At 56.0% G+C, this 26,389-nt stretch carries 21 protein-coding genes, 2 tRNA genes and 1 pseudogene; 11 read left to right on the forward strand and 13 right to left on the reverse strand.

Going from position 1 to position 26,389, the window contains the following annotated elements; all coding sequences use genetic code 11:
- Window positions 1-18 precede the first annotated feature (18 nt).
- Genes M504_RS09285 through M504_RS09300 form a run of 4 tightly spaced genes read right to left on the reverse strand, consistent with a single transcriptional unit; the run spans window position 19 to window position 6,054 of the window.
- Window positions 19-561, reverse strand: coding sequence for a DUF3341 domain-containing protein (locus tag M504_RS09285; protein ID WP_047490466.1), 543 nt, complete (start codon window positions 559-561; stop codon window positions 19-21).
- A complete protein-coding gene (gene nrfD / locus M504_RS09290; RefSeq protein WP_047490469.1) occupies window positions 561-2,009 on the reverse strand; it encodes an NrfD/PsrC family molybdoenzyme membrane anchor subunit in 1,449 nt (482 codons plus the stop codon). Before nrfD ends, M504_RS09285 begins: the two co-directional genes overlap by 1 nt.
- On the reverse strand, window positions 2,009-5,128 hold the full coding sequence (locus M504_RS09295) for a TAT-variant-translocated molybdopterin oxidoreductase (protein WP_232296223.1): 3,120 nt from the start codon (window positions 5,126-5,128) through the stop codon (window positions 2,009-2,011). The genes nrfD and M504_RS09295 overlap by 1 nt, the downstream gene beginning before the upstream one ends.
- 20 nt (window positions 5,129-5,148) lie before the next feature.
- A complete protein-coding gene (locus M504_RS09300; protein ID WP_047490475.1) occupies window positions 5,149-6,054 on the reverse strand; it encodes a cytochrome c3 family protein in 906 nt (301 codons plus the stop codon).
- A gap of 552 nt (window positions 6,055-6,606) precedes the next feature.
- Between M504_RS09300 and M504_RS09305 the strand changes: the two genes are divergently transcribed.
- On the forward strand, window positions 6,607-7,452 hold the full coding sequence (locus M504_RS09305) for a TIGR03435 family protein (RefSeq protein ID WP_047490478.1): 846 nt from the start codon (window positions 6,607-6,609) through the stop codon (window positions 7,450-7,452).
- 401 nt (window positions 7,453-7,853) lie between these two features.
- On the opposite strand, the gene M504_RS09310 is transcribed toward M504_RS09305, so the two are convergent.
- On the reverse strand, window positions 7,854-8,558 hold the full coding sequence (locus M504_RS09310) for a hypothetical protein (RefSeq protein WP_047490481.1): 705 nt from the start codon (window positions 8,556-8,558) through the stop codon (window positions 7,854-7,856).
- A gap of 421 nt (window positions 8,559-8,979) precedes the next feature.
- Here M504_RS09310 and M504_RS09315 point away from each other — a divergent pair.
- Window positions 8,980-9,056, forward strand: a tRNA-Arg gene (locus M504_RS09315).
- A 47-nt stretch (window positions 9,057-9,103) separates the two neighbouring features.
- Here M504_RS09315 and M504_RS09320 read toward each other — a convergent pair.
- From M504_RS09320 to M504_RS09345, 6 genes are all read right to left on the reverse strand, one after another.
- A complete protein-coding gene (locus tag M504_RS09320) occupies window positions 9,104-9,511 on the reverse strand; it encodes a hypothetical protein (RefSeq protein WP_047490484.1) in 408 nt (135 codons plus the stop codon).
- A 63-nt stretch (window positions 9,512-9,574) separates the two neighbouring features.
- Window positions 9,575-10,849 carry an MFS transporter gene (locus tag M504_RS09325; RefSeq protein WP_052200570.1) on the reverse strand — a complete coding sequence of 425 codons (1,275 nt, stop codon included), beginning with the start codon at window positions 10,847-10,849 and terminating at the stop codon, window positions 9,575-9,577.
- A gap of 42 nt (window positions 10,850-10,891) precedes the next feature.
- On the reverse strand, window positions 10,892-11,788 hold the full coding sequence (gene murQ, locus M504_RS09330) for an N-acetylmuramic acid 6-phosphate etherase (protein ID WP_047490486.1): 897 nt from the start codon (window positions 11,786-11,788) through the stop codon (window positions 10,892-10,894).
- 15 nt (window positions 11,789-11,803) lie between these two features.
- Window positions 11,804-13,666, reverse strand: a complete 1,863-nt coding sequence (locus M504_RS09335) for a lipopolysaccharide assembly protein LapB (protein ID WP_047490489.1) — start codon at window positions 13,664-13,666, stop codon at window positions 11,804-11,806.
- Window positions 13,667-13,749: 83 nt separating this feature from the next.
- A complete protein-coding gene (locus M504_RS09340; RefSeq protein WP_052200571.1) occupies window positions 13,750-14,385 on the reverse strand; it encodes an energy transducer TonB in 636 nt (211 codons plus the stop codon).
- Window positions 14,382-15,137: a sigma-70 family RNA polymerase sigma factor gene (locus M504_RS09345; RefSeq protein ID WP_047490492.1), complete on the reverse strand. Its 756-nt coding sequence runs from the start codon at window positions 15,135-15,137 to the stop codon at window positions 14,382-14,384. The genes M504_RS09340 and M504_RS09345 overlap by 4 nt, the downstream gene beginning before the upstream one ends.
- A gap of 284 nt (window positions 15,138-15,421) precedes the next feature.
- Between M504_RS09345 and M504_RS21785 the strand changes: the two genes are divergently transcribed.
- From M504_RS21785 to M504_RS09355, 3 genes are all read left to right on the forward strand, one after another.
- Entirely contained in the window at window positions 15,422-15,745 is a 324-nt protein-coding gene (locus M504_RS21785; protein WP_084214241.1) for a YXWGXW repeat-containing protein, read from the forward strand.
- A gap of 91 nt (window positions 15,746-15,836) precedes the next feature.
- A tRNA-Ala gene (locus tag M504_RS09350) sits at window positions 15,837-15,912 on the forward strand.
- A 635-nt stretch (window positions 15,913-16,547) separates the two neighbouring features.
- Entirely contained in the window at window positions 16,548-17,741 is a 1,194-nt protein-coding gene (locus tag M504_RS09355) for a GNVR domain-containing protein (RefSeq protein ID WP_084214242.1), read from the forward strand.
- A 10-nt stretch (window positions 17,742-17,751) separates the two neighbouring features.
- Here M504_RS09355 and M504_RS09360 read toward each other — a convergent pair whose 3' ends face one another.
- Together M504_RS09360 and M504_RS09365 are read right to left on the reverse strand one after the other, a co-directional pair.
- Complete coding sequence (locus M504_RS09360) at window positions 17,752-18,984, reverse strand: hypothetical protein (RefSeq protein ID WP_156993654.1); 1,233 nt, start codon at window positions 18,982-18,984, stop codon at window positions 17,752-17,754.
- Between the two features lie 96 nt (window positions 18,985-19,080).
- Complete coding sequence (locus M504_RS09365) at window positions 19,081-20,433, reverse strand: flippase (protein ID WP_198137562.1); 1,353 nt, start codon at window positions 20,431-20,433, stop codon at window positions 19,081-19,083.
- 195 nt (window positions 20,434-20,628) lie between these two features.
- Here M504_RS09365 and M504_RS09370 point away from each other — a divergent pair, with 195 nt between their 5' ends.
- The 6 genes and pseudogenes from M504_RS09370 to M504_RS09395 all read left to right on the forward strand — a co-directional run bounded on the left by M504_RS09370 (window position 20,629) and on the right by M504_RS09395 (window position 26,326).
- Window positions 20,629-21,519: a hypothetical protein gene (locus tag M504_RS09370; RefSeq protein WP_052200574.1), complete on the forward strand. Its 891-nt coding sequence runs from the start codon at window positions 20,629-20,631 to the stop codon at window positions 21,517-21,519.
- A gap of 75 nt (window positions 21,520-21,594) precedes the next feature.
- A complete protein-coding gene (locus tag M504_RS22660; RefSeq protein ID WP_084214243.1) occupies window positions 21,595-22,176 on the forward strand; it encodes a DapH/DapD/GlmU-related protein in 582 nt (193 codons plus the stop codon).
- A 547-nt stretch (window positions 22,177-22,723) separates the two neighbouring features.
- Window positions 22,724-22,873, forward strand: a pseudogene (locus M504_RS22725) (DapH/DapD/GlmU-related protein); the annotation flags it as partial.
- A 38-nt stretch (window positions 22,874-22,911) separates the two neighbouring features.
- Complete coding sequence (locus tag M504_RS09385) at window positions 22,912-23,850, forward strand: NAD(P)-dependent oxidoreductase (RefSeq protein ID WP_047490505.1); 939 nt, start codon at window positions 22,912-22,914, stop codon at window positions 23,848-23,850.
- Complete coding sequence (locus M504_RS09390) at window positions 23,834-25,006, forward strand: glycosyltransferase (RefSeq protein ID WP_047490507.1); 1,173 nt, start codon at window positions 23,834-23,836, stop codon at window positions 25,004-25,006. Before M504_RS09385 ends, M504_RS09390 begins: the two co-directional genes overlap by 17 nt.
- Window positions 25,007-25,087: 81 nt before the next feature.
- On the forward strand, window positions 25,088-26,326 hold the full coding sequence (locus tag M504_RS09395; protein ID WP_047490509.1) for a glycosyltransferase: 1,239 nt from the start codon (window positions 25,088-25,090) through the stop codon (window positions 26,324-26,326).
- The last annotated feature ends 63 nt before the right edge of the window (window positions 26,327-26,389 follow it).

Genomic DNA, 26,389 nt, shown 5'->3' on the forward strand with positions numbered 1-26,389 from the left:
TGTTGCCGATTGCCTGCATTACAGATCTACCTCCACCACGCTTACCGCGCGGAACTGCTCCAGGAACTCGCGCGTTTCGCCAAGCTCAAACTTGGGATCCGTCGCCTCCAGGCACAGGAAGAACTTGTCATCCGTCGCGCCAACACGGAAGTTGGGCGCGTTGAACAGCGGGTGGTACGGCTGCGGCAGACCATTCAGTCCCAGCATGCCGAACGCCGCGGAGAGACCCGCGAACAAAATCGTCCATTCGTACGCCGGGATAATGAACGCCGGCCACGAGAACAGCGGACGACCCGCGATGTTAATCGGATACGAGAGCGCGGACATCCACGTCTGCATCAGGAACGCTGTCGTCAGACCCATCACGCCGCCCATCAGCGTCAGCAGCGGAACACGGTTGCGGTGCACATCCAACGCGGTGGCTGCTTCTTCCACCGGGTAGGGTGAGTAGCATTCCATGCGGCGGTAGCCCGCGGCGCGTGCGGCAACAGTGGCTTTCACCATCGCCTGCGGCGTATTGAACTCGGCCAGGAGGCCGTAGACTCCCTCTTCGACCGGCATCAGGCAGTCTCCTCAATCGTCTCTTCTGCGTCCAGACCACCTGAGAACTTGGTCTGCGGCAGCATCATCTTGATTTCATTCATCGGGATCATCGGAATGAACCGGACGAACAGCAGGAACAGGAAGGTGAAGATACCGAACGTGCCCAGGTACAGCAGGTAGTCCCACTTGGTAGCGCGGTACGTGCCCCAGCTGGAAGGCAGGAAGTCACGGTAGAGCGAGGTGATAACGATCACGAAACGCTCGAACCACATACCAATGTTGACCACGATCGACAGGAAGAACAGGAACCCAACGTTCGTCCGGAGCCTGCGCCACCACAGGGTCAACAGCGGAATCGCAATGTTGAAGATGATCAGCAGCCAGTAGCCCCAGCCGATGGGTCCGAACATACGGTTCCACATCATGAAGAATTCCCAGTGGCTGGCAGAGAACCAGGCCATGAAGACCTCCATGCCGTAGCCATACGCAACGATCAGACCGGTTGCCAGCATGACCTTACCCATGTTGTCCAGGTGACGCAGGGTCACCAGGTCTTCCATGTGGTAGAACTTGCGGATCGGAATGGCCAGGGTCAATACCATGGCGAAGCCGGAGTACACGGCGCCCGCAACGAAGTACGGCGGGAAGATCGTGGTGTGCCAGCCCGGCAGAGCAGCGACCGCGAAGTCAAAGCTGATGACGGTGTGTACCGAGAGCACGAGAGGCGTTGAAAGACCGGCCAGCAAAAGCGATGCCGTTTCATAACGCATCCAGTGGCGGGTTGAACCGCGCCAGCCGAGCGACAGCAGACCGTAGAACCACTTCGCGAAGGGCATCTGCGCCTTGTCGCGGAGCGTTCCGAAGTCAGGAATCATGCCGACGTACCAGAACACCACCGAGATCGTCGCGTACGTGGACACAGCGAACACGTCCCAGCACAGTGGCGAACGGAACTGCGGCCAGATGTTCATCGTGTTCGGCAACGGCAGCAGCCAATAACCAAGCCACGGACGTCCGACGTGGAGTACCGGGAACAATCCGGCGCAGACCACGGCGAAGATCGTCATGGCTTCCGCGAAACGGTTGATCGAGTTACGCCAGCTCTGCTTGAACAGCAGCAGAATGGCCGAGATCAGTGTTCCGGCGTGGCCGATACCGATCCACCAAACGAAGTTGACGATAGCGAAGCCCCACGCGCCCGGGATCGTTACACCCCAGATGCCGGTGCCCTTCAGCACCAGCCACGTGATCGCGATCAGGCCAACCGAGGCGATACCTCCCGCCACAATCAGGCCGAAGAACCAGCCAAGGGGCGTGTGCGAGGTGAGCACCACGTTCGCAATCTTGCGGGTGACGCTGGTGAAGTTATGTCCCGGAGCGAGGACCACGTATTCGCCCGTTACCGGGTCGATCATCGGGTCGTTCACCGGCTGGCGGTATGGATCGTGAAGAGGTTTGGTCGCCATTACGCCATCTCCAGCTCAGGATTCGGGTTAGACACGCCAGCGGTGTAGCTGGTGCGCGGCCGGTAGTTGAGGTCGGCCAGAACTTGGTAGTCCCGCTCCTCAGCCTTGCGCTTCGCAACCCGGCTGCTCTTGTCGTTAATGTTGCCGAAGACGATCGCGTCCGTCGGGCAGGCCTGCTGGCATGCCGTAACGATTTCGCCGTCCTGGATTGCGCGACCTTCCTTGTCGGCTTCGATCTTCACGGCCTGGATACGCTGCACGCAGTAGGTGCACTTCTCCATCACGCCGCGCGAACGAACGCTGACATCGGGGTTACGCATGAACTTGAGGCTCTCCGTATCGAAGTCCGAGTACAGGAGGAAGTTGAAGCGACGAACCTTGTATGGGCAGTTGTTCGAGCAGTAGCGCGTACCCACGCAACGGTTGTAGACCATGGTGTTCAGGCCTTCCGGCGAGTGCACCGTAGCGCCTACCGGGCAAACCTGTTCGCAACCGGCGTTTTCGCAGTGCTGGCACAGCATCGGCTGGAAGTGCGCCTTCGGAGCATGCAGATCGCCCTCGAAGTAGGTGTCGATGCGGATCCAGTCCATCTTGCGGCCGATCTTCACCTGCTCGCGACCAACAACTGGGTTGTTGTTCTCGGCGTAGCAGCTCACCACGCAGGCGTTGCAGCCAATGCAGGAGTTCAGATCGATCGACATGCCCCAGGCATTCTGCATCTTGCCGCTGGACTTGTCGGTCTTGTCGTACTTCCAGTCATCCGGGAAGAACGACTCTTCCTTCGGCGGCGTCTCGTAGAGCAGGTTGCCTTCGTGCGCGTAGCCCGGATTCTTCTGTGCTTCCGCCAGCGTGGCCGTGCGGATCACACCGCGCTCCATCGCTTCATGGCCTGGCTCAGAGATTGCAGCCTTCGAATCAGTCGGGTGCAGAAGATCGCTCTGGGCGAGCTTGCCACGGTGATCCAGATCATGCACCTGGGTCACGCAGAGGTCATACACGCCGTCGGTCTTCTTCGCCTGCAGGCCAGCCTGCGACCACTGCGCATTGATCGAACGCAGCTTGTTCGCATCGGAACCCACATACTGACCCACGCGACCAAACCAGCGACCACCACCAAGGTGGACCGTGATCACGCCATCCGGGTGTCCCGGAATCATCAGTACGGGGAAGTTCACCTTCTGGCCGTTGATGTTCAACTCAACCAGATCGCGCTCTTCTACCTTCAGGGCGTCCATGGTGTTCATGGACATCAGCGCGGCGTTATCCCACGCCATACGCGTGACCTGCTTCGGAACTTCCTGCAGCCAGCCGTTGTTGGCGAAGCGTCCGTCGTAAACCGAAGGATCAGCCTTGAACGCGATTTCGTAAGCGCCAGCCGCTGCAGCCAAGCCAGAGATATCCAGCGAAACAGCCTTGCCGGAAACACCCGACTTCGGCTCGAACGCTGTTCCCTCAACCCAACCGTCGTGCAGGGCCTTCTGCCACGCGGTAGCGTCGCCGCTCTTTGCGTAGGTCTTGAAGTTCTCCTGAACCACCTGGTACGACGTCTTCTGCGGATTGTCCAGAACAGCCTGCAGAACATCGTGCGATGTCTTGCCGCCATACAGCGGATCAATCATCGGCTGCACGATCGAGATCGTACCGTCGTATGCACGCGCATCCGACCAGCTCTCCAGATAATGAGCAGCATTCACGTGCCAGTGAGCGCGCTGACCGGTCTCATCCAGGTGCTGACCAAGGTGCGCAACAAACGGCACCTTCGAAACTGCATCGCCGAACTTAAGATCAGCCGGAGCACTGTAGATCGGGTTCACGCCGAGGATCACCACCACGCGCGCCTGACCGGAGTTCATCGCGGCAACCATCGCCTTCAGATCATCCGCGCCCACCGACGGCAGTGCCTGCACCGTTTCGGTGTAGACCACGGTGGAACCCACCGCGCCAAGCTGAGCATTCAGAGCGTGCGCCGCAGCCTGAACAGCCGGGTGGCTCTGTTCGCCCGCGATCACCACCGCACGGCTGCCAGCCTTCTTCAGGTCGGCCAGAACTGCAGCAAAGAACTTCTGCGAGTACTCGTCGCCTGCGAACGATCCACCATTCGCCAGCGCCGATGCAAACTTCGCAACATCGCTCGGCTTCAGGCCCAAACGATGCTCTGCCTTCGCGCCGGTCACGGTCGGCATGCTCTCAACCGTGTACAGGCGGTTCATTACCTTGCCCGACTCGTAACGATGACGCTCTGCATACGCAGCCGACAGCGGCAGGAAGCCCGGGTACGCCGACGAGGACAGGAAGTCAGCATCCAGCGAGAGAATGACGTCTGCATTCTCCAACTTGTACTGCGCGTCGTAGTAGTCGCCCAGTGCAGCCTTCGAAGCAATGCGTGCCGAATCATTGTTGACCGCCGACCACTGAACCAGCTTCGCGCTCGGATACTTTGCAGCAAGCTGCTTCCACTGCGCCGCCAACGACGGCGAAACGATCGGCTCAGACAGGACATAGATACCCTGACCACCGCTCATCAGCACAGCCGAACGGAATGCATCGGAGAACGCACCGAAATCCGAGTTCAGCGACATGCCGCCAACATGCTTCACAACATGCGCGGAACGGTCCGGATCATACAGATCCAGCAGCGAAGCCTGCGCGAACAGATCGCTGCGGCCCTTCGATACCGGATGCTCCGGGTTACCGTCGACCTTGATCGGACGGTATGCCTCACTCTTCACCAGGACCGGCAGAGCGCCCGTCGCGAAGGGGTAGGCAGTTGCAAAATAGTTGGGCTTGCCGAGAACCAGGTCCTCAGGAGCCTTCACATACGGGAAGATCGGCTCGTCCGGCTGCTTGGTGCAACCCGTGGTTGCAGCCAGTGCCAGCGACGCGCCCATCACCTTCATGAAGCCGCGGCGGCTGATGCCGTCCGTCAGCTCCGAAGCCTGCTGCGGAAACTCTTCGTGCAGCATCTCGGTGAAGCCCGGCGCTTCGGCCAGCTCATCCATGCTCTGCCAGAAGCGCTTGCCACGCTTGCCGTCAAGCTTGGCGCGAACCTCCGCCAGCGTCATCTTGGCCGGAGCGATCGAAGTGATCACGGTTGCGCCGGTTGCGTTGTTCTCAGCCATACCATTTCCGTTCGGGTTGCTCATCGGTGGCACACCTCGCAGCTCTGCAGCTCATTCGGTGTGCGGATGCGGTACTTATCCGCCAGGTACGTTCCCAGCTCGCGCTGCGACGTGAACTTGTGATAGCTGGACGGCAGGATCGCCATCGGAGGTACATCCGACATCGTTGCGCCAGCGCCGTTCAGAGCATGTGGCTGCAGCCTCACGCCGCCGCTCGTATCCTGGCCATCCGAAGCACCCTTCTGCAGGAATGCAAGCTGCGGATTACCCTCGCCCGGATCCTTTGTCGTGCAGGTAACAGCCTGCGACGTGGGAGCCAGCTTGCCGGTATCGGCGCACCAGACCGGCTTGTCGCCGGAAGCGCCAGCCCAGGCCATGTTGTAGATCTCGCTCGTCGGGCGAAGGTTCTTCACCGGATCGCGATGGCAGTTCAAGCACCACTCCATCTGCAGCGAGTTCTCGGCATACATGATGGGCATTTCATCCACGCGGCCGTGGCAGCTTGCGCAGCCGATGCCCTTGTTCACATGGATTTCGTGATTGAAGTACACGTAGTCCGGCAGATCATGCACGCGGACCCACGGAATCGATTCGCCCGTTGCCCAGCTCTTGCGAACCGGCTCCAGCATCGTCGCGTTCGTCCAGATCTCCGCATGGCAGTTCATGCAGGTCTTGGTCGGGGGGATGCCGGCATACATCGACTTCTCCACCGACGTATGACAGTACTGGCACTGGAGACCAACGCCCTGTACGTGGTGGCGATGCGAAAACGGCACCGGCTGGTCAGCCCGCTGGCCTTGCCGGGTAACCCACGGGGAGCGCTGCAACTGGTTCAGTGCCACGCCCAGTGCGACCACGATCAGTCCCGTCAGCACGAGGGCTGCACGGGCCAGAGCGTTCGAACTGCGGTCAAAAACTTGCGCCATGTGAGTGCTTCCTGCTCTCTCTTGTCCATCCCGAAGGTTAGGCGGGGGACTACCCTTCGAAAAGATTGAAACCTGCAAAACACCCAGGGAAACCCACCACGGGTTTGCCCTGTTTAATCCGTTCCTGCGACCTTTCGGCCGAGGTGGAGTCTAAGTGTGATTCCACCTAAAACTATAGCAGCGTAGAAACCGCTTGAACTGTACGTCGCATTATGCCGAAACGACTTTCTTTCATCGACTTCGATAATCGAACCAATGGTCCAACCACTGCGGCACTACATATCGTGTCCCGATGCATTGGTTCTGCACCAGACCACAACATCTACCCTCTCGCACAGGCATCCGGCTTGTAAATTCCGTCCAAATTGGTCCGGGTTCTTTTGTTCGATCTTCGCGCAACTACGAAAATCACTATCGCAGACCAAACATGAAAGCACTGTGACGACCGTCACGCAACAGGCAAAACAAGCAGGTATCCCGGTCTTTTCACGCGTCCACAGGAACCACCCCGAGCCGCTGTCCGTATCATCCACATCAAGGAGTTTCAAACGCATGCTCCGCTTCGCTCAGCGACTCTTCGTTCTCCTCGCCTGTGTCTCCACCCTCTCCGCCCTCGCACAAACACCCATCACTGAAGAACCGGATTACAAACCGACGCTCACCTTCGACGTAGCCACCATCCGCGTCGCACCGCCACCGGGAGCCAACTTCCGCGTCTCCGTAACCAGCCCACGCGACTCCAGCCGCTTCGACGCGACCAACCTCCCCGTCCGCACCTTGCTGCAGATCGCCTACGGCTACGACGCTCCCTTCGTCAACGCACCAGACTGGGTCAACAACAGCTTCTACGACATCCACGCACGCTCTGACGAAGCCGCCGACGCACGCCTCGCCAAACTCCCTGTCAACGAAGTGCGTCTCGAAAAGCGCCATGCCATCCGCCTGCTCCTCGCGGACCGGATGAACCTCAAGTCCCACATTGAAACGCGCAGCAGCGCCATCTTCCATCTCGTCGTCGCCAAAGGCGGCCTGAAGATGACACCCATACCGACACCAGCGCCCTCAGCCGACGGTGAAAAGCCTCGCGTCCCGCCCGTCGATACGCAGGCGCACCCCTCGCGTCATGGATTGGAATTCGTAGGCACCAACGCCAACATGCAGGCCATCACCAGCGTGCTCAGCACCATGATGGAAGCGCCCGTAATGGATAAAACCGGCCTCGCAGGCTATTACAACTACACCCTGCAAATCGGCCGCGAATGGTCCGCTCACGACCCCGACACCTTCCCGGACATCCTCACCGCCGTCCAGGAACAACTCGGCCTCAAACTCGAATCCGTGCGCGAACCCGTACCCAACCTGGTCTTCGACAACATCACCAAACCCACCGAAAACTAAGAACAAAACAGCAGGTCCGGAAAGCGATGCTCAAACGAACGAAGTTCGTCCACCAGCGAAGCTCAAATGGTCGAAAGGCCGTCATCCTGAACGGAGCGAAGCGCAGCCGAAGGACCTGCATTCCCATCCCTCACTGCAATTTCTCTGGAAGCCATCAACGCCGAAAACAACGACAGGCATGTATGAGGTACCAACGAACGAAGCGCTAGAGGCGTGAGTAGATGCACGGGGAACCGGCGCACTAGGCGCCAAAGGCGCGACCAGATATTAGCCTAGGCCGAAGGCCTAGGTAGCCCCGCCCCACGAACCCCAAGGGCCAAAGGCCCGCCCTATCCTGCCTGCCACAAATCTGCCATCGCACGAAGTGCGACCACGCGTAGCGTCGAGAACGGTACGAAGTACTAGAACTTCACATCCGTAACCTTGCCATCCTCAAACACCACCTGCATCCCGCGATAACTCCACTGGGACTTCGGACCAAAATTGACCTTCTTGTCCGGAGCACCCAGCGCCTTCAAAACATCCGCCTCAGTCATACCCGGCGCAATGGAGGCATCCTGCGTAGCAACAGGCCCCGGCGCAGCCGCGGCGGCAGGTGCCGGTGAAGCAGAAGCGGCACCACGACGCCCCATCAGCTTGGCTGAGTTTTCCTTCGTCCAGTGGTCAATGCTCGAAGCCATATTGCTCGCAGCCAGCCTCCACGAAAGCGACGACTCCGACTGCATTGGAATCTCAGAATTCCCCACCAGCAACGTCACATGCAGTTCATTGATCGTCTGGACAGTTGGAACGGTCGTCTTCGTTGTGGACTTACCATCGTCGCTCTTATTGGAATAGGTGTTCATCGCAGACGTCTCTTTACGGACGTTGCGAGAATCCACGCGAGCCACCACATCGGCATCGGCTGCAGAATCGACAACCGTCAAAGTCTGCGACTTGCCGAGCAACGCCTTCCGTAGATCCAGCGCGGAATCACTCGCCCCATTCGCAGCAAAATCACCGCTACCCGCCTGCACATACACGCGGATCAAGGTCTGTGACCACACCACTGGCGCGAACAAACCAATAGCAAACAACAAGGCGAAAGAAAGCCGACGAAAGCTCATAGATCTCGTTTCCTTCAAAGAAGAATGGCTAGAGAAATAGGGGATGCAAAACAAAAATGCAAACCCATCCTACTCGACTTCAAAGAACAGAAATCCCCGGCAAGCCAGAATCCTGTCAAGCCCCAAAACCACTCAACTTCAACAAACCAAAGCAAATAAAGTTGGCATGGTATTTCGCTGAAAGCTCTAAAATAGAAACAGGCACCACGCAGGTTGAGTTACTAAGTCGGAACCCGATACCAGTAACTCCTTTAGAAAGATAATTTTGCCCCTAACCCCAATGGGCAGACGATTTTACAGCCACCCGCGCCGTAAGCCCAATAGATAGACGATTTTAGAAAAACAGGGGGGAGGGGTACCCTCCCGGTACAAACTGAAAAGTTCTCATCTCGTTCAGCGCACGATATGCTGAAAACCGGAAGAACCAGTAGCTCAGCTGGATAGAGCATCTGCCTTCTAAGCAGAGGGTCGCAGGTTCGAGTCCTGCCTGGTTCACCACAGATTGCACATGAGAAAGGGGATCGCGTCTGCGATCCCCTTCTCCGTTACTTCTGCGGTGGTTGCGGCTGGTTCGTAGGTGGAGTCGTCGGTGCGGGCGGCGGTCCAGAAGTGGTTGGAACCGGCGGTTCCGGGCTGGAACTCGGGTTCACTGGATCAACCACCGGCTTATCACCGGCAGGCGTCTCGGGTACGTCCATGCTGTTAGGGTGTGCCGTGCTGTTGGACTGTGGTGTGCTGGTGGATTGCGGCGTGCCGGTGGATGTTGCCGTTCCGTGGCGCTTTCCGGTCTGTTTCGGCTGGGGAGCCGTTGCGGAAGTGCCCGTACTGGATGCGGTGGATCCTGCATTAGTGGAGCCCGACGTGTTCGACCCGGAACTCTGCGCGTGAATGGCTACTGGCGCCATCAGCGCCACTGCCATCAGGGGAAGTGCAAGTCTGCCAGAGAAGCTCATCGTGGTGCCCTCCTGTGCAGAGGTAAGAAGCCGCCCCACGCGCAGGAGATGCCCGCCGTGGTGCTATTCGGCAACCGTGTAAGGCGCGGTCTCTGCGCTGGCCACGATCGGTTTGCCAGTGACATGCCGCAGTACCGCCAACACGATCACCACGAACTCCAGCGTGGTGATGCCGGCAGCGCCAAAGTGCTGCCAAAGCACCGGCGAAAAGGCCGACGCAATGGAACCACCGACGAAGTACGCGGTCATGTAGATGGTGTTCAGCCGGGCACGCGCCTCAGGTCGCAGGGCGAAGTTACGGGCCTGGTTGCCAATCTGCATGCCCTGCATGCCCACATCCATCCAGATGACGGCAAACCCGAGCGACAGCAGGTACAGGATCACATGCAGATGTCCCGCAGCCTGCGCACGGACGGCATAACGTTCCACGAGGTACATGCTCAGGTAGGCAGCGGCCATCAGCGCCACGCCGATGGACAGCACATGCCGCGGTCCCTTGCGGTCCGCCATCCGGCCCCACACGCTGGCCCCCAACGCCCCCGCCGTAGCCACCAACCCAAAGCTCCCGGTCACAGCCGCGCCCAATCCGTGCGATTCCATCACGAACGCAAACGTGTTCCAGAAAGCGGAGAATGCACCGAAGCACAGCGCGCCCATCCAGCAACTCTCACGGAGCAACGGCTCCTCACGCAGCAGCTCCCACAGCGACCGCATCGCCTGCGGATAAGTCAACGTGCTCTTCGGTGGAAGCTCCGGCATCATGCGGCCAACCAGCGGTACCAGCGCCGCAGACACCAGCGCTGCCACGGCAAACACCACGCGCCAGCTTGCCACGCGATGCGTCAGGTGTGCCGCGCCCTCAGACAACCATCCGGCAAACGTACGTCCCAGCAGAACGCCACTCAGCAAGCCAGTCATCACCGCACCAATGGCCTTGCCACGCTCCTCAGGAGCCGCCAGATCCGGCGCAATGGGCAGCACCAGATGCGTCACGCACGCCATGAACCCTGACGTAGCACTCAGTAGCAGAAGCAGCGGCAGCGACGGCGCACAGGCCTGCAGCAGCAGCGCCACCGCCACCAGCCCGAACATCCGCTGGATCATCCCCCGCCGCTCGCGGATGTCGCCCAGCGGCGTCACCGTGAGCATGCCAATGGCATACCCCACCTGCGTAGCCACACCCACCTGCCCCGCCGCAGCGGCATTGGCCCCGAACGTGGCCCCCATCTCAGGGAGCAGTGGCTGGCAAAGGTAGATGGTTGACACGCCCACGCCGCAACAGAGGCCGAGGAAGCCAAGGTGTGCTTTAGGGTGGGTGGGGGGAGCGTCGTGCTGCATCCCTCAATTTTACTGGAGTTTTAAGGGTTTCTCGCGATTTGGCTACTGCAACGCGCGGCGAATGCTCTGACCGGAGGCTTCCAATGCCGCTTCTGCATCCGCGCGAGAGAAGCCACGCTTCTGCATCACGATCGCCACGCGCACACTCCCCGCCTGCTTCAGCAACTCCGCTGCCTGCTCCTGCGGAATGCCGGTTGCAGCGCTGATAATGCGTTCGGCGCGATCCACCAGCTTGATATTGGTGGTCTGCACATTCGTCATCAGGTTGCCGTAGACGTAGCCCAGCTTGATCATCAGGCCGGTAGAGAGCATGTTCAGCACCAGCTTGGTCGCTGTGCCTGCCTTCATGCGTGTAGAACCTGTCACAACCTCAGCACCAGTCGCAGGCGAGATAGCGATGTCCGCCGCCTGCTCCACGGGTGATCCCGGAACGCATGACAGACCAATCGTCAGGCAGCCATGATTCCGCGCCGTCTCCATAGCACCCAACACATACGGCGTACGTCCACTCGCAGCAATGCCCACTAGCACATCGAGTCCCGGCGACTGGTTGAACCCATTCAGCAACAGGTCCGCGCTGCCCTGCTCGCGGCTATCTTCCGCGCCTTCCTGGCTAACACGCAACGCCGGTTCACCACCCGCAATGATGCCCACCACCATGTCGCGAGGCACCCCATACGTAGGAGGACACTCGCTGGCATCCAGTACTCCCAACCGCCCACTGGTGCCGGCACCCATATAAAAAAGTCGGCCGCCTTCCGAAACACGCTCAAAGATCGCGTCGACTGCTTGTGCAATCTGCGGCAACACTTCATTGACGCGTTGAATCACCGTCGCGTCTTCGCGATTCATGATGGCGAGCATCTCTTCGGTCGAGACGATGTCGATGTTTTCCGATGCGGGATTGCGCGATTCGGTAAGTAGGTTTCCTAACTTCATCTCTCTGCCTTTAGATCAACGCGGTTGAGGTGCCTTCTCTTCGTTGGGACTGTAGCTTTCCTTCTGCTTCTTACCTGTGGGATCAAGCTCCTCATCATCCGCGCTGGGCCGCTGATCACTGTCCTGGATGGTGCGCTTCGGGGCCGCAAACGGCTGCTTGATTCCCTGCTCGGCAGCCGCACGCACATCCGCCTGCGCTCCCGGGGTATTCATCGCTGACTTATATTCCGCAACGGCCTTCGAACGATCCGGATTCTGTTGTGCGTCATACAAACGGCCCAGGTACACATGTGACCATGCAACGGTGCGCGGATCCTTGGCGGAAACCACGATCTTCTGGAAACGGTCGAACGCCTCCTGCGGCTCGCCTTGCAGCAACTTCAAACGCGCCAGCATGTATTGCGCTTCTGCATCTGAGGGATTGGCCGCGAGCTGCTTCTCTGCAATTTCCTCCGCGCCCAGCTTGTCACCCTTCTGCAATTTCAGCTCGGCCTGATCCATCACCGAGAGCGTGCGCTTGGGAGCGCGTGCGCGCGTGACGCCCGCTCCTGCAACAAGGTTGTTACTGTCTGGCGCGAAGAACGGAATCTTCTTCGCTGCAGCCGCTTCATGCGGCACATCCATACCGTAGACCATCTCGGCGATGCTATCCCGAAGCGTAATGCCGTCCTTGTCTTCCTTCATCAACGAGTCATAGAACGAGCCTGTAAGAACCCATCCAGACTCCATGTCGAGCACCACCTGCTTACGACGCACGGCTTCGGCACGACGGTCATAGTCGATCAACGCCTGGTTGTAATCACCAATATCGATCCGTGCTTTTACCGTTCCCGGCTTGCGAGGCTTGTCAAAGCCAACATCCATCAAACGTGCTTCAATGGCCTTCACAAGACACTCGGTGGTGAATGCAACAATGTCGTTCTTGTAATTGAAGTCAATGGGCGCATCCTGAACCACCTTCAGAATCGGCAAAAGACGGTTCGTCGCCTGCGCACGCGCATAAATGAGCGGATCAACCTGGTAGAGCAGATAGATGTGCTTCACCTGTTCCATCTGCAACCCACCTGCATGGGATCCGATAGACAAACGTGAGCCGTACGACGACTTGGTCGGCGTGTTTTCATCAATGCTCGTCGGTGACGTCACGATGAAATAGTCAGAACCATACACACGGGCATTGACTGCCTGCGGGCTGAGCATGGGTTCGAGCAGAACGAGAAAGCGGCGCCCGTCATAAATGCTGACCGGCTGGTGCAGGTACGAATTCGTCTCCAGGAGGAGACGCGTCATGCTGTCGTGCGCCTGAGCGGCAGCCGCTTCATATTGGGCATGGTGACGCACGAAGATGAGGTGCAGATCCACCTTCTGCGCAAAGTCCTTCAACAGCGGCAACACACCAACGACCTGTCCTGCATCGGGCGAAAGATCACCTTCGCTCACTGACAACGTGAGGTCGGGCGGAGGCGACAGGAACAATGCCAGAGACACGTATTGCGCCAGGTTTTGCGCACCGCCCTGCGAGTGGCTCGCAATGTATTTGCAGAGTGCGATCTGGCTTTCACGGACATCAACGGAACGATCCAGTGCGGAACTCACCTCCGCACGAATCTCCGCGCGCACCGGCAAAGAGCTTTCCAGTCCGTTGTCATAGCCGCAGGAGTTCAGCGCGGCCGCCATTGTGAACATAGTCTCGCTGGTTTCCAGCGAAACAGCAGAGCCTGCCTGCTCCACACCGCGACGCGGAATCACCGTGGAAGACGGCTGCTCTTCCACCTGCTCACCGGTGGAAGACGAAGACGAGGACGATTTCTGCGCATGCACGGGCAACAACACCAGGAGTGCTACGAGAGAAAGGACGGAACGGGAAAAAAGTCGCACGGATGTTCGACGGACCTCAGCGAAAGGTGTACCAGAGGCTGAGTCTAGGCTGCTGGCGAAAGGTGGTCAAACCCGCGCACTAATCAGCCACGCACCACAACATCGCCAAAGGTGAGCAGCACGCTGCCCCGGACCGGATGGTCAAAGACACGTGCAGGCTGGAAGACACCAGTCAGCATGCGTTGACGCAACGCCTCTAAAGCATTGGAATCCAACGCGCCTGACAGTACCTGGTAGTCATACACGCGGCCAGTGGAATCCACCATTGCCTTCACGATAAGCGGCGCTTCATTCACGCTGGCGAGCGGAAATTCTCCCGAAGGCGAATACAGATAACGCGGTGCAGAGAAGCCAGCCAGGGGTTCGTCGTTTGCTTCCACAGCCTGTTGCGGAGCGCTCAACATGAGAGCGCCGCCTGTAATCGATACCAACGCCACAGTTGCGACGCCAGCCTGCACGGCCATAGGCCGCAACGTGTTCTCCAGGAACAACTCCACACGTTCCTTCACCCGATGCAGCCAATTATGTTGTGCGCGCACGCGTTCCTTGGAGAGAGCGACGCGGATGCGCAACGAAAGATCGCGCGGTGGCTGAGCCGGAGCAAGCGTACGCAAGGCGTTATCCGTCAGCGAACGCTCAAAACCAAATTCCTCCTGTTGCGACTCATCTTCATGAAGACGCCCCAACAGGTGCTCCAAATCTTTGGACGAAAAACTCATCGTGCCTCCTTGGATGTCGCAGAGGAGGCTTTCGCTGCTGCCTGCGGCATCTTTTTGGGCGCGACTTGTGCAAATTCGGGAAGGCGTGCGCCCAGGCTCGTTCGCAAAGCTGCGCGACCACGCATCAGCCTGCTCTTCACCGTCCCGATGTGGATATTCAGAATCTCTGCAATCTCGTCGTAAGCCATGCCTTCGATCTCGCGCAGGATAACGACGGTTCGAAAACTTTCCGGAACCTCGCGCAGCGCAGCTTCCACCACGGAACGAAGTTGCGATTGCCGCGCACTCTCAAAAGGCGATTCACGATGGTCCGCAAGCGTATCTCGCAGAGAGAAATTCAATTCACCATCGTCTTCGTTGCTGTCGCCGTCAATCGTGACTTCGGCCTTCTTATGGCGCACCCACCAGCGGCGACTGTTCGACGCTTCGTGCATGGCGATGCGATAAATCCATGTGCGAAGACTGCTGTCGCCGTGGAAGCTGCCAACGGAACGAAAAATCTTGATGAACACGTCCTGCGTGACGTCTGCGGCATCTGCCGGGTCGGCTAGCGAACGCAGCAACAGCGAATACAACGGGCCACTGAATTGTGAAATGAGTTGGCGAAAGGCATCCTCAGATCCCGCCTGCAAAGCAGCCACCAGGGCTACTTCTTCCACGGGCAGTTCCGGACGCGAGGCCGTCATGCCGCCCGCCTTGGAAAATCCACCGATCGTGCCGGTAACCGGATCCATCACCGCTGCCCCGTTCATCTTTACTGCTCCTTTTAAGGTACGGCCCCAGTGCATTTCCTTGCAATGGCACATTCCCGAGGTGAAGAAAACGGCTCATCCGCCGGCGGATGAAAGAGTGCTCTCGCTCACTCTGAACGTATAGACACCGGGTGCCGCAGGCTTTGTTCCCGTCCTGCAAGAAAGATTTTCACAATACGCCAGAAAGATTTCTCTTTTGGGACAGCAACCTGAAATAAGGTAGCCGTGTCTATCCGAACACGATGGCGACCTAGGCATTGGTCAGCAAAGAGGTTGATTTACAAATGACGAAATTTACCGGAATCGGACTTACAGCCATACTGCTGGGAACAGCACTCGCCCCTGTGGTTGTCGATGCGCAACCCCGTTACGGCCCGCCACCTCCTGGACCGCGGATGGGCCCACCGCCACCGCCGATGGAACGTCGCCCTCCTCCGACACGTCCAGGATGGGCTTGGCATGGCGGCTATTACCGCTGGGGCGGTGGACGATACGTGTGGGTTCCTGGCAGCTACATGGCCCCGCCTCGTCCGGGCGTGATCTGGGTCGCCGGACGATGGATCAGCACACCGCGTGGATGGGTCTGGCGCGAGGGTTACTGGCGCTAGAAAGAACTCAGAGGCCACCTTGCAACGGGTGGCCTCTGACATGGCTGTAAGGTTTACGGAATCGCGGAATCACGGTATTCTAAGAACCAGTGGGCCTGTGGCGCAGCTGGGAGCGCGCTTCCATGGCATGGAAGAGGTCATCGGTTCGATCCCGATCAGGTCCACCAACTATTCAGGCATCTAAAATGCCCTACGATCCGCTGCTTAGTAGCAATCCCCGAATCATCAGAATAAATGAGCTCAAGAGACCTCAACCGAGGCTCCGGCATGCCGCTGTTACCCATGAGCACACTAGAACAATTCCTACCTTTAGGCCTTCTCGCGACAACTCATCGTGGGCCGCATCGACCAATTCGCTACGACAGAACAATCAGTATGGAACAGACTGAGGTCTTTGCACGGTCGGGTGACACAGCATTTTTTGAACACCTTCACAGATTTTTTCACCAAGATTGCGATCTTCCTCTTCCCTGCACCTGAAGTAAGCAAGGTAGCTAAATCTCCTCCACTAGATCAGGAACTATCGCGGAGGAAAGCACATAGCAGGGAAAGAAACCAGCCGAGCAATGATGGCACCGATATCGCTACAGACTCCCTCGCTCGCTGCCTGAAAGTAATTTTGAAGTGGTTTCCACTCCGCAAGCGGTGCCGTCTATTGAGGACGAGAAGTCCGCAGGAGAGGATTGCAGCATGCTCTGTTATCACGTCGAGTAAACTTACGGACGGCTCTCAATTCAACAGCGGTCGCCAACAGCGGACCGTCCCAATATCAGAAACAACGGAGCGCGAGCAAACAACGGCTATGACATCGGATCCAGAGAATGAGAAGACTGAACCCACTGTGACAGAGCGACCAGCAGACGATGGAGCTATAGACCTTTTGGCAACAGCCGCAAGACTGTGGACCGGTCGACGAGTCCTAATCAAATATATGCTCGTGCTTGGTCTTGTCACAGGGGTGGTTGCGTATCTTCTGCCTCTTTCATTTACAGCCGAAGCTTCGTTTATTCCACCCGAGTCAGGCAGTGGATCAAGCCTAATGGCGCTAACCAGTCAGATTGGACTCGGGGGTGGGAGCTCACTTCTATCGGGCGTTAAGACACCCGGAGAAATGTATGCGGGCATTCTGCAGAGCAAACTTGTCTTGGACAGTTTGATCAACAAGTTTCAACTGACCGACGTTTATCACACGAAGAAGATGAGCCAGGCGGAAACGCGTCTTCTGAGTAAGACATCCGTGAAGCTAGATACGAAGCAGAATATTGTTTACATCAAGGTAACTGATTCTAAGCCAGAGCGTGCTCGTGATCTGGCAAATGGATACCTAGATGCCTTGGATGCCGCAAACTCTCAGATGGCAATCACGTCGGCGGCGCAACGACGGTTGTTCTTTGAGCGGCAACTGAAGTCAGAGAAAAATGCACTAGCTGACGCCGAGGTCGACCTGAAACGCAGTCAGGAAGCGACAGGCGTTCTCCAACCTGCAGGCCAAACTACGCTGCAATTGCGAACCATTGCTGAGACGCGGTCACAGATTGCTGCTCGTCAGGTGGAACTAGCTGCTCTGCGACAGACATCCACCGAGCAGAATGTGGATGTGGTCCGCTTAAAAAGCCAAATTGCGAATCTTGAGGCACAGCTGCACTCGATGCAATCAGGTTCTGGTGAGGAGGGAGCACTTCCAACAGCAAAAGTGCCTGAAGTTGCTCTTGAGGTTGTTCGAAAAGAACGTGAAGTTAAGTATCACGAGACCTTGTTTGAAATGCTTGCTCGACAATACGAAGCTGCCAGGTTAGAGGAAGCAAAGGAAGGCACGATAGTTCAGGTGCTGGACCGTGCCAAGCTCCCAGATATGAAGTCATTCCCGCCACGGATGGCGCTCATCGCAGTAGGAATGATGGTGGGTTTGATGATAGGAGTATTTCGCATTCTATTTCTGACAACCAATCAGATGGAGGAACTTCGCTCACGCTTCCGCTCTACTCCAACAGCTTGAGAGAGTAGCTTTAAACCCGCTCAGGAAGTCCCGATAGACCAGATCTTAGTGCTGGCGCCGTTATCTCCGCGGGATTGCTCATCGCTTTCCCAATGTCAGCTCCAAGGAAGATAAGAAGTATCTGGACCACCGGATTAATCTCGAAGATCACTGTTGTTGCCGAATAAGCAATCAAAGTGAAAAATAGCATTTTGTTGCGGAAGTATCGATACGTCGTAAGTATGAAGGCAAGCATGATGATGGCGGGTACTATTCCCGCGTTATAGATAAGACCTACATAGGTGTTGTCGGCAATGATGGCGCCATCCTGCCCCGAGATGAAGGCCTGCGAGGTTGCGATGCCCATACCTTTTCCGAAGATCAGCGTTCCGACATTCGATGAAACATCAGCGATGATACCTATGCGCGAGCTTGCCGACTCAGTAGCGCCTTCGCCACGGCCGGTGATGGCCCCAAGATTCAACGCAACAGCTAACCCGATCAAGGCGACAATCGAAGCATAGATCGGATATGCAATAAACCGCGGCTTCATCTTGTTGCGATAAGCAAACATGTAATACACAATGAAGACCAGCCGGGCAGAGGAGCTATTAGACAGCAATAATGACGCCAATGCACCGACTTTCAACAGTGTGCTGTCCATATCAATAGCAACGGCATAGATAACCAGTGCGAAAAACCCCGCGGTAGCCGGGACAATAAACATGCCGGGAGACCGATGTTCGGCATACACGGCATATCCGAGATCAAGAGCGTACTGCCACACCTGAAGCACAATTTGCAGCACGAAAAGCGCAACGAACGCCTTATTGATTAACCTTCTGGAAAAATGATGGAATGCAGCTCCGGCGTAAACGAGTCCTAGAACCCAATACCCGCGAACTCCCATGAGAACAACTTCCAAAGGGAGCCAGAATATCGATACTGCTGACTGAAAAAGGATAAGTACGACGAAAATATTCAGCAGTACGAAAGGTCCTCGGGAAAACATGCGGCGAAGCTTCGAATCACGTAGCCACGCATGTGCGAGCAGTAGCAGAGCCCCGACAAGAAAAACATCCTTGAAGACTTTAAGATATGCAGGAGTGAGTGCCACAGCCCACGGCGCGACGCCATCGACTGGCAGTAACAATCCCACCATCATGGCCCCGACTTCAAATGAGTTGTTCAGTGGCGACAGCAACAAAAACCCGAGAAACAATCTCTCAAACCATATTTCGTGATGGAAGCGATTTGTTTTCATAGGGGTTGTTTGTAGACGTGCCATGTCTTGGCGAAGGAGATTTCATTCTATAAGCGAAACATGTTCACTTGGGCACACAGCAAATGGTTCTGTCCATCAGCCAGGAATGTCATGCTTCCAGAAACGTGTCGGAAGAAACGACCGCATCTGCATATAGAAAATTGGACGCATGCTGGCACTGAAGGCATTGGCGAAGACGCTGGAGATGGCATAAGAAACAACCGTGGCCAGCGCGGCCCCCATCACGGAATACCGTGGAATAAGATACAGGTTCATAACCACGTTGATCACGGCCCCCGCAATGGTGTGATACAGGGACTGCTTCAAAAGATTGTGCGCTATGTTCCAGGGTGATTGGGCCACCCCGAGAAAGACGAATACGGACGCCCAGACGTGTGCAGCAAGGACAGGCCCTGCACCGGCGTAGCTGTGGGAATATAACAACCTGACAATGGTGTTGGATAGCAACGCCACGACCGAACCGATCAAACAAGCGGTGACCGTCATCAGAGAGAACAGCTTACGTTGTCGTTCATAGAACAGGACAGGATCGTTCTTGACGCGAATGATAGACGGTTGCACGGATGAGACAACGGCCGCAGGGATGAAATACCAGACCTCGGAAATCCGAGTGGCAGCTGAATACAAGCCGACAGCAGCGTCACCCTTCATCACTTTCAGCATGATCATGTCTAGGCGCATGTATACCATGATGGCCATTGCTGAAAATATGATCGGCCAGCTCTGTTGAATGAGCGCTTTGGCCCGTGCACGGCTTACCTTCCATTGCGCGAGATGACCACCGGCTACGCGGTACCCTATCACTAACCCCACAGCCCCCAGCCCGAACTCTCCCGAAGTGGCGACAGCGAACGCCCATAGTGGGGCATGCAGGAGGATGAGGATGACCTTCACACCAGCACAGATCAGGAACGCACCGTTCTTTGCCCAAACGGTTATTTTTGACCGCACCTCAGACTGGAAGAAGGAGTCAATGGTGTCAAAAGCTTGAAATAAGAGCTGGGGAGACAGGATAGCCACAATCAAAATGGCCAGATGATCTTGAGGTTGCAGAAGTTTGACAGCTCCCACCACTAAGAACATGGATAGCAGCCCCGAAAGGGCCCTCAGAACAATTGATGTTCCGAGAATCTCGCGGGCATGTTCTGGCTTCTCCAACAACTCCCGAACAATAATGGATTCCAGCCCGAGAGTTGTAGCCGTTGCAAAGAGCGCTACAAACGCAATACCGAAGTTGAAAATCCCGAAGTCGCCGGGACCGAGATATCGTGCGGTCCACACCCCGACCACAAGTCCCATGCCCATCCGCACAATACGGTCAATGAACAGCCAACCCATGTTTCCGGTGACTTTGCGAAGACCTGGGCTGAGTTTGTCGAACTTGTCCGAAAGCTTTGCACGAAACGCCTGCATGGTCAAACGAAACACCCTTCTACGCTGCGCTGGAACCCTGACAGACGCCGCGGATAGGCACGGGCAAGTCTTCCGCAGACTGTATACTAACGCAAGCCACGGGTCGTTCTACAGGCTGATGCAATGCCATGCGCCTCAAAACCGCGACCAAATCCTTAGCACTGGTACCGCGTCTCTATGCAGTCAAGGCCTCTTGAAACTCCTGTCGTAATGTTCGTTTTCAATCGGCCTGCAACCACGCAAAGAGTCTTCCGTGCAGTTGCACAGGCACGACCACGCACGTTGCTGCTGGTTGCGGATGGGCCACGTTTAACAAAAGTTGGCGAAGCGGAAGCATGCGAACAGGTGCGTTCCATTGTCAACGAGGTGGACTGGCAGTGTGATGTGAAAACCAACTTTTCCGACAGCAATCTGGGCTGCCAGGAGAGGATTATCAGCGGTTTGGATTGGGTCTTCTCCTTGGTGGAAGAAGCAATCATCCTGGAAGATGATTGCCTTCCTGCCCAATCCTTCTTTCCATTTTGTCAGGAATTGCTTGAGCGATATCGCCACGATAATCGCATTGCGGCAATTTCGGGAACAAACCTCGTGCAAAATTACGTCACAACATCTGAGAGCTATTACTTCTCTCAGTTAGGCGGCATTTGGGGCTGGGCAACCTGGAAAGAGATGTGGCAGCGTTATGATCGCGACCTCAACGACTGGCCTCGATTTAAGGCAGGGAAGAAACTCCATGAAATCTTCAGTGATAACAACGTCATAGCATATTGGACAGACGTGTTCGACACCATGTATGCAAAGGAAAACGCGCCCAACACCTGGGACTACCAGTGGATATTCTCGTGCTTGAAAAATAATTCACTTATCGCGATGCCTCGAGTGAATCAAGTTACAAACATAGGTTTTGGGGTGGGCGCCACACACACTCAGAGTGAAGATGAGCGACTCATTCAGAAAACCACTGAGCTTGAGTTTCCTCTCATCCACCCGCTCGACTTCGTGCCAATGCGAAGCCTCGACCGTCGTTTTCTGTCGCTGTACCGGCAAGGTTTTCTGCAACGCATTAGGAACCGTTTTCGCTACGCACTGTTTTCTGCGTAGCTGGCACTCTAAATACGAGAGTGGACCGGAGTGAACTTAGTAGGCTGACTTCAAGCTGTTAGGAAGCGACTTTAGATGTTCGATTTAGCAAAGCGGATATTGCAATCCCAAGCTAGGCGCAAGGTGCTTGCGCTTCCAAACATCGTGATCCATCCCGGTGCAAAGGTTAACTTTCGCGGCATCCGATTCAATGCAGCCAGCACATTGCATATAGGTTCCGGCAGCATAGTGGAGGGTACTCTCGTAGCGGAACGCGAAGGCGCCTCGATCATAATCGGCGAAAATACCTTCATCGGAAGCTCGACGATCGCGGCAGCAGAACGCATCGAAGTCGGCAGTGATGTGCTTATCTCCTGGGGATGCAACATTGTCGATCACAACTCGCATTCAATCGCCTGGAGCGAACGTTCCCGCGATGTCGTAGATCATTACAACGGCCTTAAATCATGGGCTCATGTTCCAATCCGGCCAGTGCGGATAGGAAACAAGAGTTGGATTGGCTTGAACGTTATCATCTTAAAAGGTGTAGAAATTGGCGAAGGTGCGGTGGTGGGTGCTGGAAGCGTCGTAACTCGCAGCATTCCTCCCTGGACTATCGCGGCTGGAAACCCCGCCCGTATTTTGCGAGAAATTCCCGAAGAGGCTCGGCACACATAAGCACCGGAACGAACGCATATGCAGAATATGAGATGAAACTTCAGTATTTCTACGCTAGACAGCGCTCAGCACATGCTGCGTCATGGACTCGAAGAAGGACTCCATCATGAGGATATTGGCTTCAATTGCCGGGAAGTTCTTCGGCTTTATCTCACGCTTGTCCAGCGTTTTCCATCGAATGCGGTATAAGAATGCTTGCGTACTCGCCGGAGATGCGCGTCTGACACTTTCAAGCGTCATTCATAATCCTCAGAACAACCCAAATGCCATTTCAATCGGGGTGAGGTCACAAATTGCGGGACAGCTGCATGTCTTCGGACATGGTGGGCACATTCGAATCGGCAGCGACTCTTATGTAAGTGAAGGGTCTCGGATCTGGTCGGCTGACTCGATCGTTATCGGAGACCGCGTCTTGATCTCGCACAATGTCAATATTCATGACTTCAACTCTCATTCGCTTTCTGCCCGAGCGCGACACGAACATTTCCGACAAATTGCATCAGGTGGCCATCCAACGCAGTTGCACGACGTGCCCTCTGCCCCGATAGTTATCGAGGATGATGCTTGGATCGGATTTAATGCCTCCATTCTGAAAGGTGTGACGATTGGACGGGGAGCGGTTGTTGGAGCGGCCAGCGTTGTCACGAAGGATGTGGCCCCCTACACTATTGTGGTCGGCAATCCGGCTCGCGTAATTGGAGAGTCGCTGGCATAGAATGAAAAAGATTCCGATTTATGCCAGACACCCTGCACCATACTGCTCTCGTTACCGGTGCCAATGGTTTCATTGGTCGCCACATCAGCCGTGAACTTTCCGCACTTGGCTACCAGGTCGTGGGCATCGGTCATGGGAAATGGGAAGAAGCGGAGTGGAAGGCCTGGGGCATCGGTCGCTGGGCTGAACAGGACATTCACCGCGACGCACTCGTTGAATTGAACATTACGCCCTCGCTGATCTTCCATTGCGCAGGTGGCGGCTCAGTCGCGTATTCGATTGATCACCCGCTGTCCGACTTTGAGCGAACCGTAACGGCAACGGCCAACGTGCTGGAGTATGCCCGCCTGTACGCACCTTTGGCGCGCATCGTCTATCCGTCCAGCGCCAGCGTCTATGGCACGGTGGCCACCGTGCCAATCCAGGAAGAATCCCCGATCCTGCCGATCTCGCAGTATGGCATCCACAAACTCATGGCCGAACAAATGGTCTTATCCTACGGACGTCAATTTAACCTTCCGGTTGTCATCGTTCGCTTGTTCTCGGTGTATGGAAATGGATTACGCAAACAGTTGCTATGGGATGCCTGCAAAAAGCTGCATGCAGGTGACTTCAGTTTCATGGGCACCGGCGAGGAGACACGCGATTGGCTGCATGTCGAAGATGCAGCCAGCCTGCTGATCCACGCATCGGGCTTTGCATCCTCGCAATGTCCTGTTGTAAACGGCGGCACCGGAGAAGGCGTCGTGGTCCGGGATATCGTGTCATGTCTGTGCAACATTCTTGCGTGTGGGGCGCAACCATGCTTTACCGGGACTGCACGCATAGGTGACCCCATGCGCTACATTGCCGCCATGGACCGCCTAAGCGCATGGAACTGGCAACCCACAAAAAAATGGCGCGATGGCATCACAGCATACGCGGAGTGGTGGAAGGCGGAACATGCTGTCCAAGAATAACCCGCAACGTAACATTGCTTTTCTGGTTCCTGCGGGATTTTGGAATGGCGGCAAGAACTATATGAAAAACCTGTTCCTGGCCATGCGGACGATACCAGGAACACCATACCTTCCGATTGTTTTCACAGGTACCGACAACGCAATCTCGCCCACCGACTACGCCGGCGTGACCGTTGTTCAAACACCTTTACTCACGCGCAAGAGCATACCCTGGATAGTCCGCAAAGCCATCTCTGTTGCTCTGGGCAAAGACATACTACTGGGTCGACTGCTTCGTCGGCACTCAGTCGTCGCGCTATCTCACATCATGCAAGCCAACGCCACCGTTGGCCTCCCCACCTTGGCATGGATTCCTGATTTCCAGCACGTTCATCTTCCGCAGTTTTTTGATGAGGAAGAACGAGCCTTTCGCGACCGCAACCTGAAGGGTCTCTGTGCAAGCGACAAGATTATTGTGAGCAGCCTTTCCGCACAGAAAGATCTTGAAGCGTTCGACTCGTCGTCCATTGGCCGGATCGAATGCCTTCGTTTTGTAGCAAGTCCGATTTCTGGTGTTAACTCACCTTCTTCTGCAGAGATTGCAGAACGATATGGATTTGCGGGACCGTTTTTCTTGCTGCCAAACCAGTTCTGGGAGCACAAGAATCACCAGGTTGTAGTGGATGCGCTTGCCATCCTAAGGAAACGCGGAGAACGCATTCTTGTACTCGCAACCGGCCCGACACACGATGACCGTCGACCACAGTTCTTCGACAGCCTGATGGCTCACGTCGCGGAGCAGAACGTTACCGAGCAGTTCCGCGTATTAGGGCAGATCCCATTTGATGATTTGCTTGGCCTTATGCGCGACTGCGTTGCCTTATTAAACCCCTCAAAATTTGAGGGATGGAGCACCAGCGTCGAAGAGTCAAAGTCTATGGGGAAACACGTCATCCTTTCAGACATTCCTGTTCATCAGGAACAGGCTCCGAAGCTAGGACACTATTTTGCGGTGAACGATGCAGAGTCATTGGCCAACGTCATGCAGGCTGTATTGCAATCATTCTCCGCGGAACAGGACCGTGCGATGCGTCAACGTGCACACGAAGAATTTCCGGAGAGGCAAAAACATTTTGCAAAACAGTATGCAGAAATTCTTGATCGCGCGCTGATCTAATTTCCCAAATTCGTCGTTCCGTCCATCACGTCGCATCATAGAAACTACGAATTGCATCTTCGCGTGCAGGGGGCTAAAGATATGAAGATTTTGTTCGCAAGCGCCCATCTCCCAAGCTCGACTGCGCGGCAGGCTGGGTCACGAACCAGTTACGGCATTTGCGAATGGCTCGCGCGCAATCACGACGTCCATTTGCTTTCATTCGCCACGGCGCTGGAAGCGGAGACCTTTGATGACACGCAACGCAGCATCTTCAAATCCAGCAGAGTATTTCCGGTATCCAATAAAGACCGGGTCAAGGGACTCCTTCGTTCGCCCTCGCTACCGACACTGATTGCTGCCCGGTCCTCAGAGCCATTTGCGGTGGCCTTCCAAGAGATTCAACGTAGCATCCTATTTGATGTTGTCATTTTGGACCACGGACAGATGCTGCAGTACCTTCCTCTGTGCGATCCTCGTTCGGTAACAGTAGGGTCATTGCACGATATCTACTCGCAAATGTGGGAGCGACGGACATCTAGTGAGCAGAACGCCTTAAGAACCCTCGCATATCGAGTCGAAACAAAGCGCGTGCGGCACTGGGAGAGATCTGCATTTCAGAGAACCGACCTTCTTGTAACGCTTAGTGGCAAGGACCGCGATATCGTCCTGCGCGAATCACAACCGAAAAACCCACCCACTTATATTCATCCTAAGATTGAATCGCTTCGGACAAACCTTGTCACCACAGGTTCGCGTCCGCAGAATAGGCTGCTGTACTGGGGGGCTATGAATCGCATGGAAAATGTTGATGCGGTCACGTGGGCCATCCAAGAGATTCTGCCTCGAATACGGCGCAAAATCCCGGATGCCCGGTTGTATATTGCCGGTCATGGCAGTGACACCATTACCCCCTCACTCAAGAACGCGGCAGGGGTTCATGTGGTGGGATTCGTTGATGACGTATCTGCAATGATGGCAAGTGTTACTGCCGCTCTCCTTCCTTTAAGGCTCGGCGCCGGCATCAAGATTAAAACGCTGGAATGCATGGCTGCGGGATTGCCGGTGATAACAACGCATGTCGGTGCAGAAGGCACTGGTATCCAAAATGAGGTACATGCACTCATACGCGAAACGGCAGAAGAGCTGGCCCATGCCTGCATTCTGATTCTCAACTCATCTGCACGAGCGGCGGAAATCAGTAAAGCCGGACAGGAGAAGATTCAGGAATTTCATGAGTTCGACCAAAAGATGCAGCTTGCATGGGACCGTGTGACGGAGTTAGTGGAGAATAAAGACCGGATAGACTTCGGTGCAGGCCGCACAAGGATGCAGCCATGAATGCGCCTTCTGATCAGGCTCAGAGATTGCCGATATCTTTCTGCGGTGGGCGCAGACTAACTG

Source organism: Terriglobus sp. TAA 43 (genome assembly GCF_000800015.1).
In the GTDB taxonomy this organism is placed as follows: Bacteria; Acidobacteriota; Terriglobia; order Terriglobales; family Acidobacteriaceae; genus Terriglobus.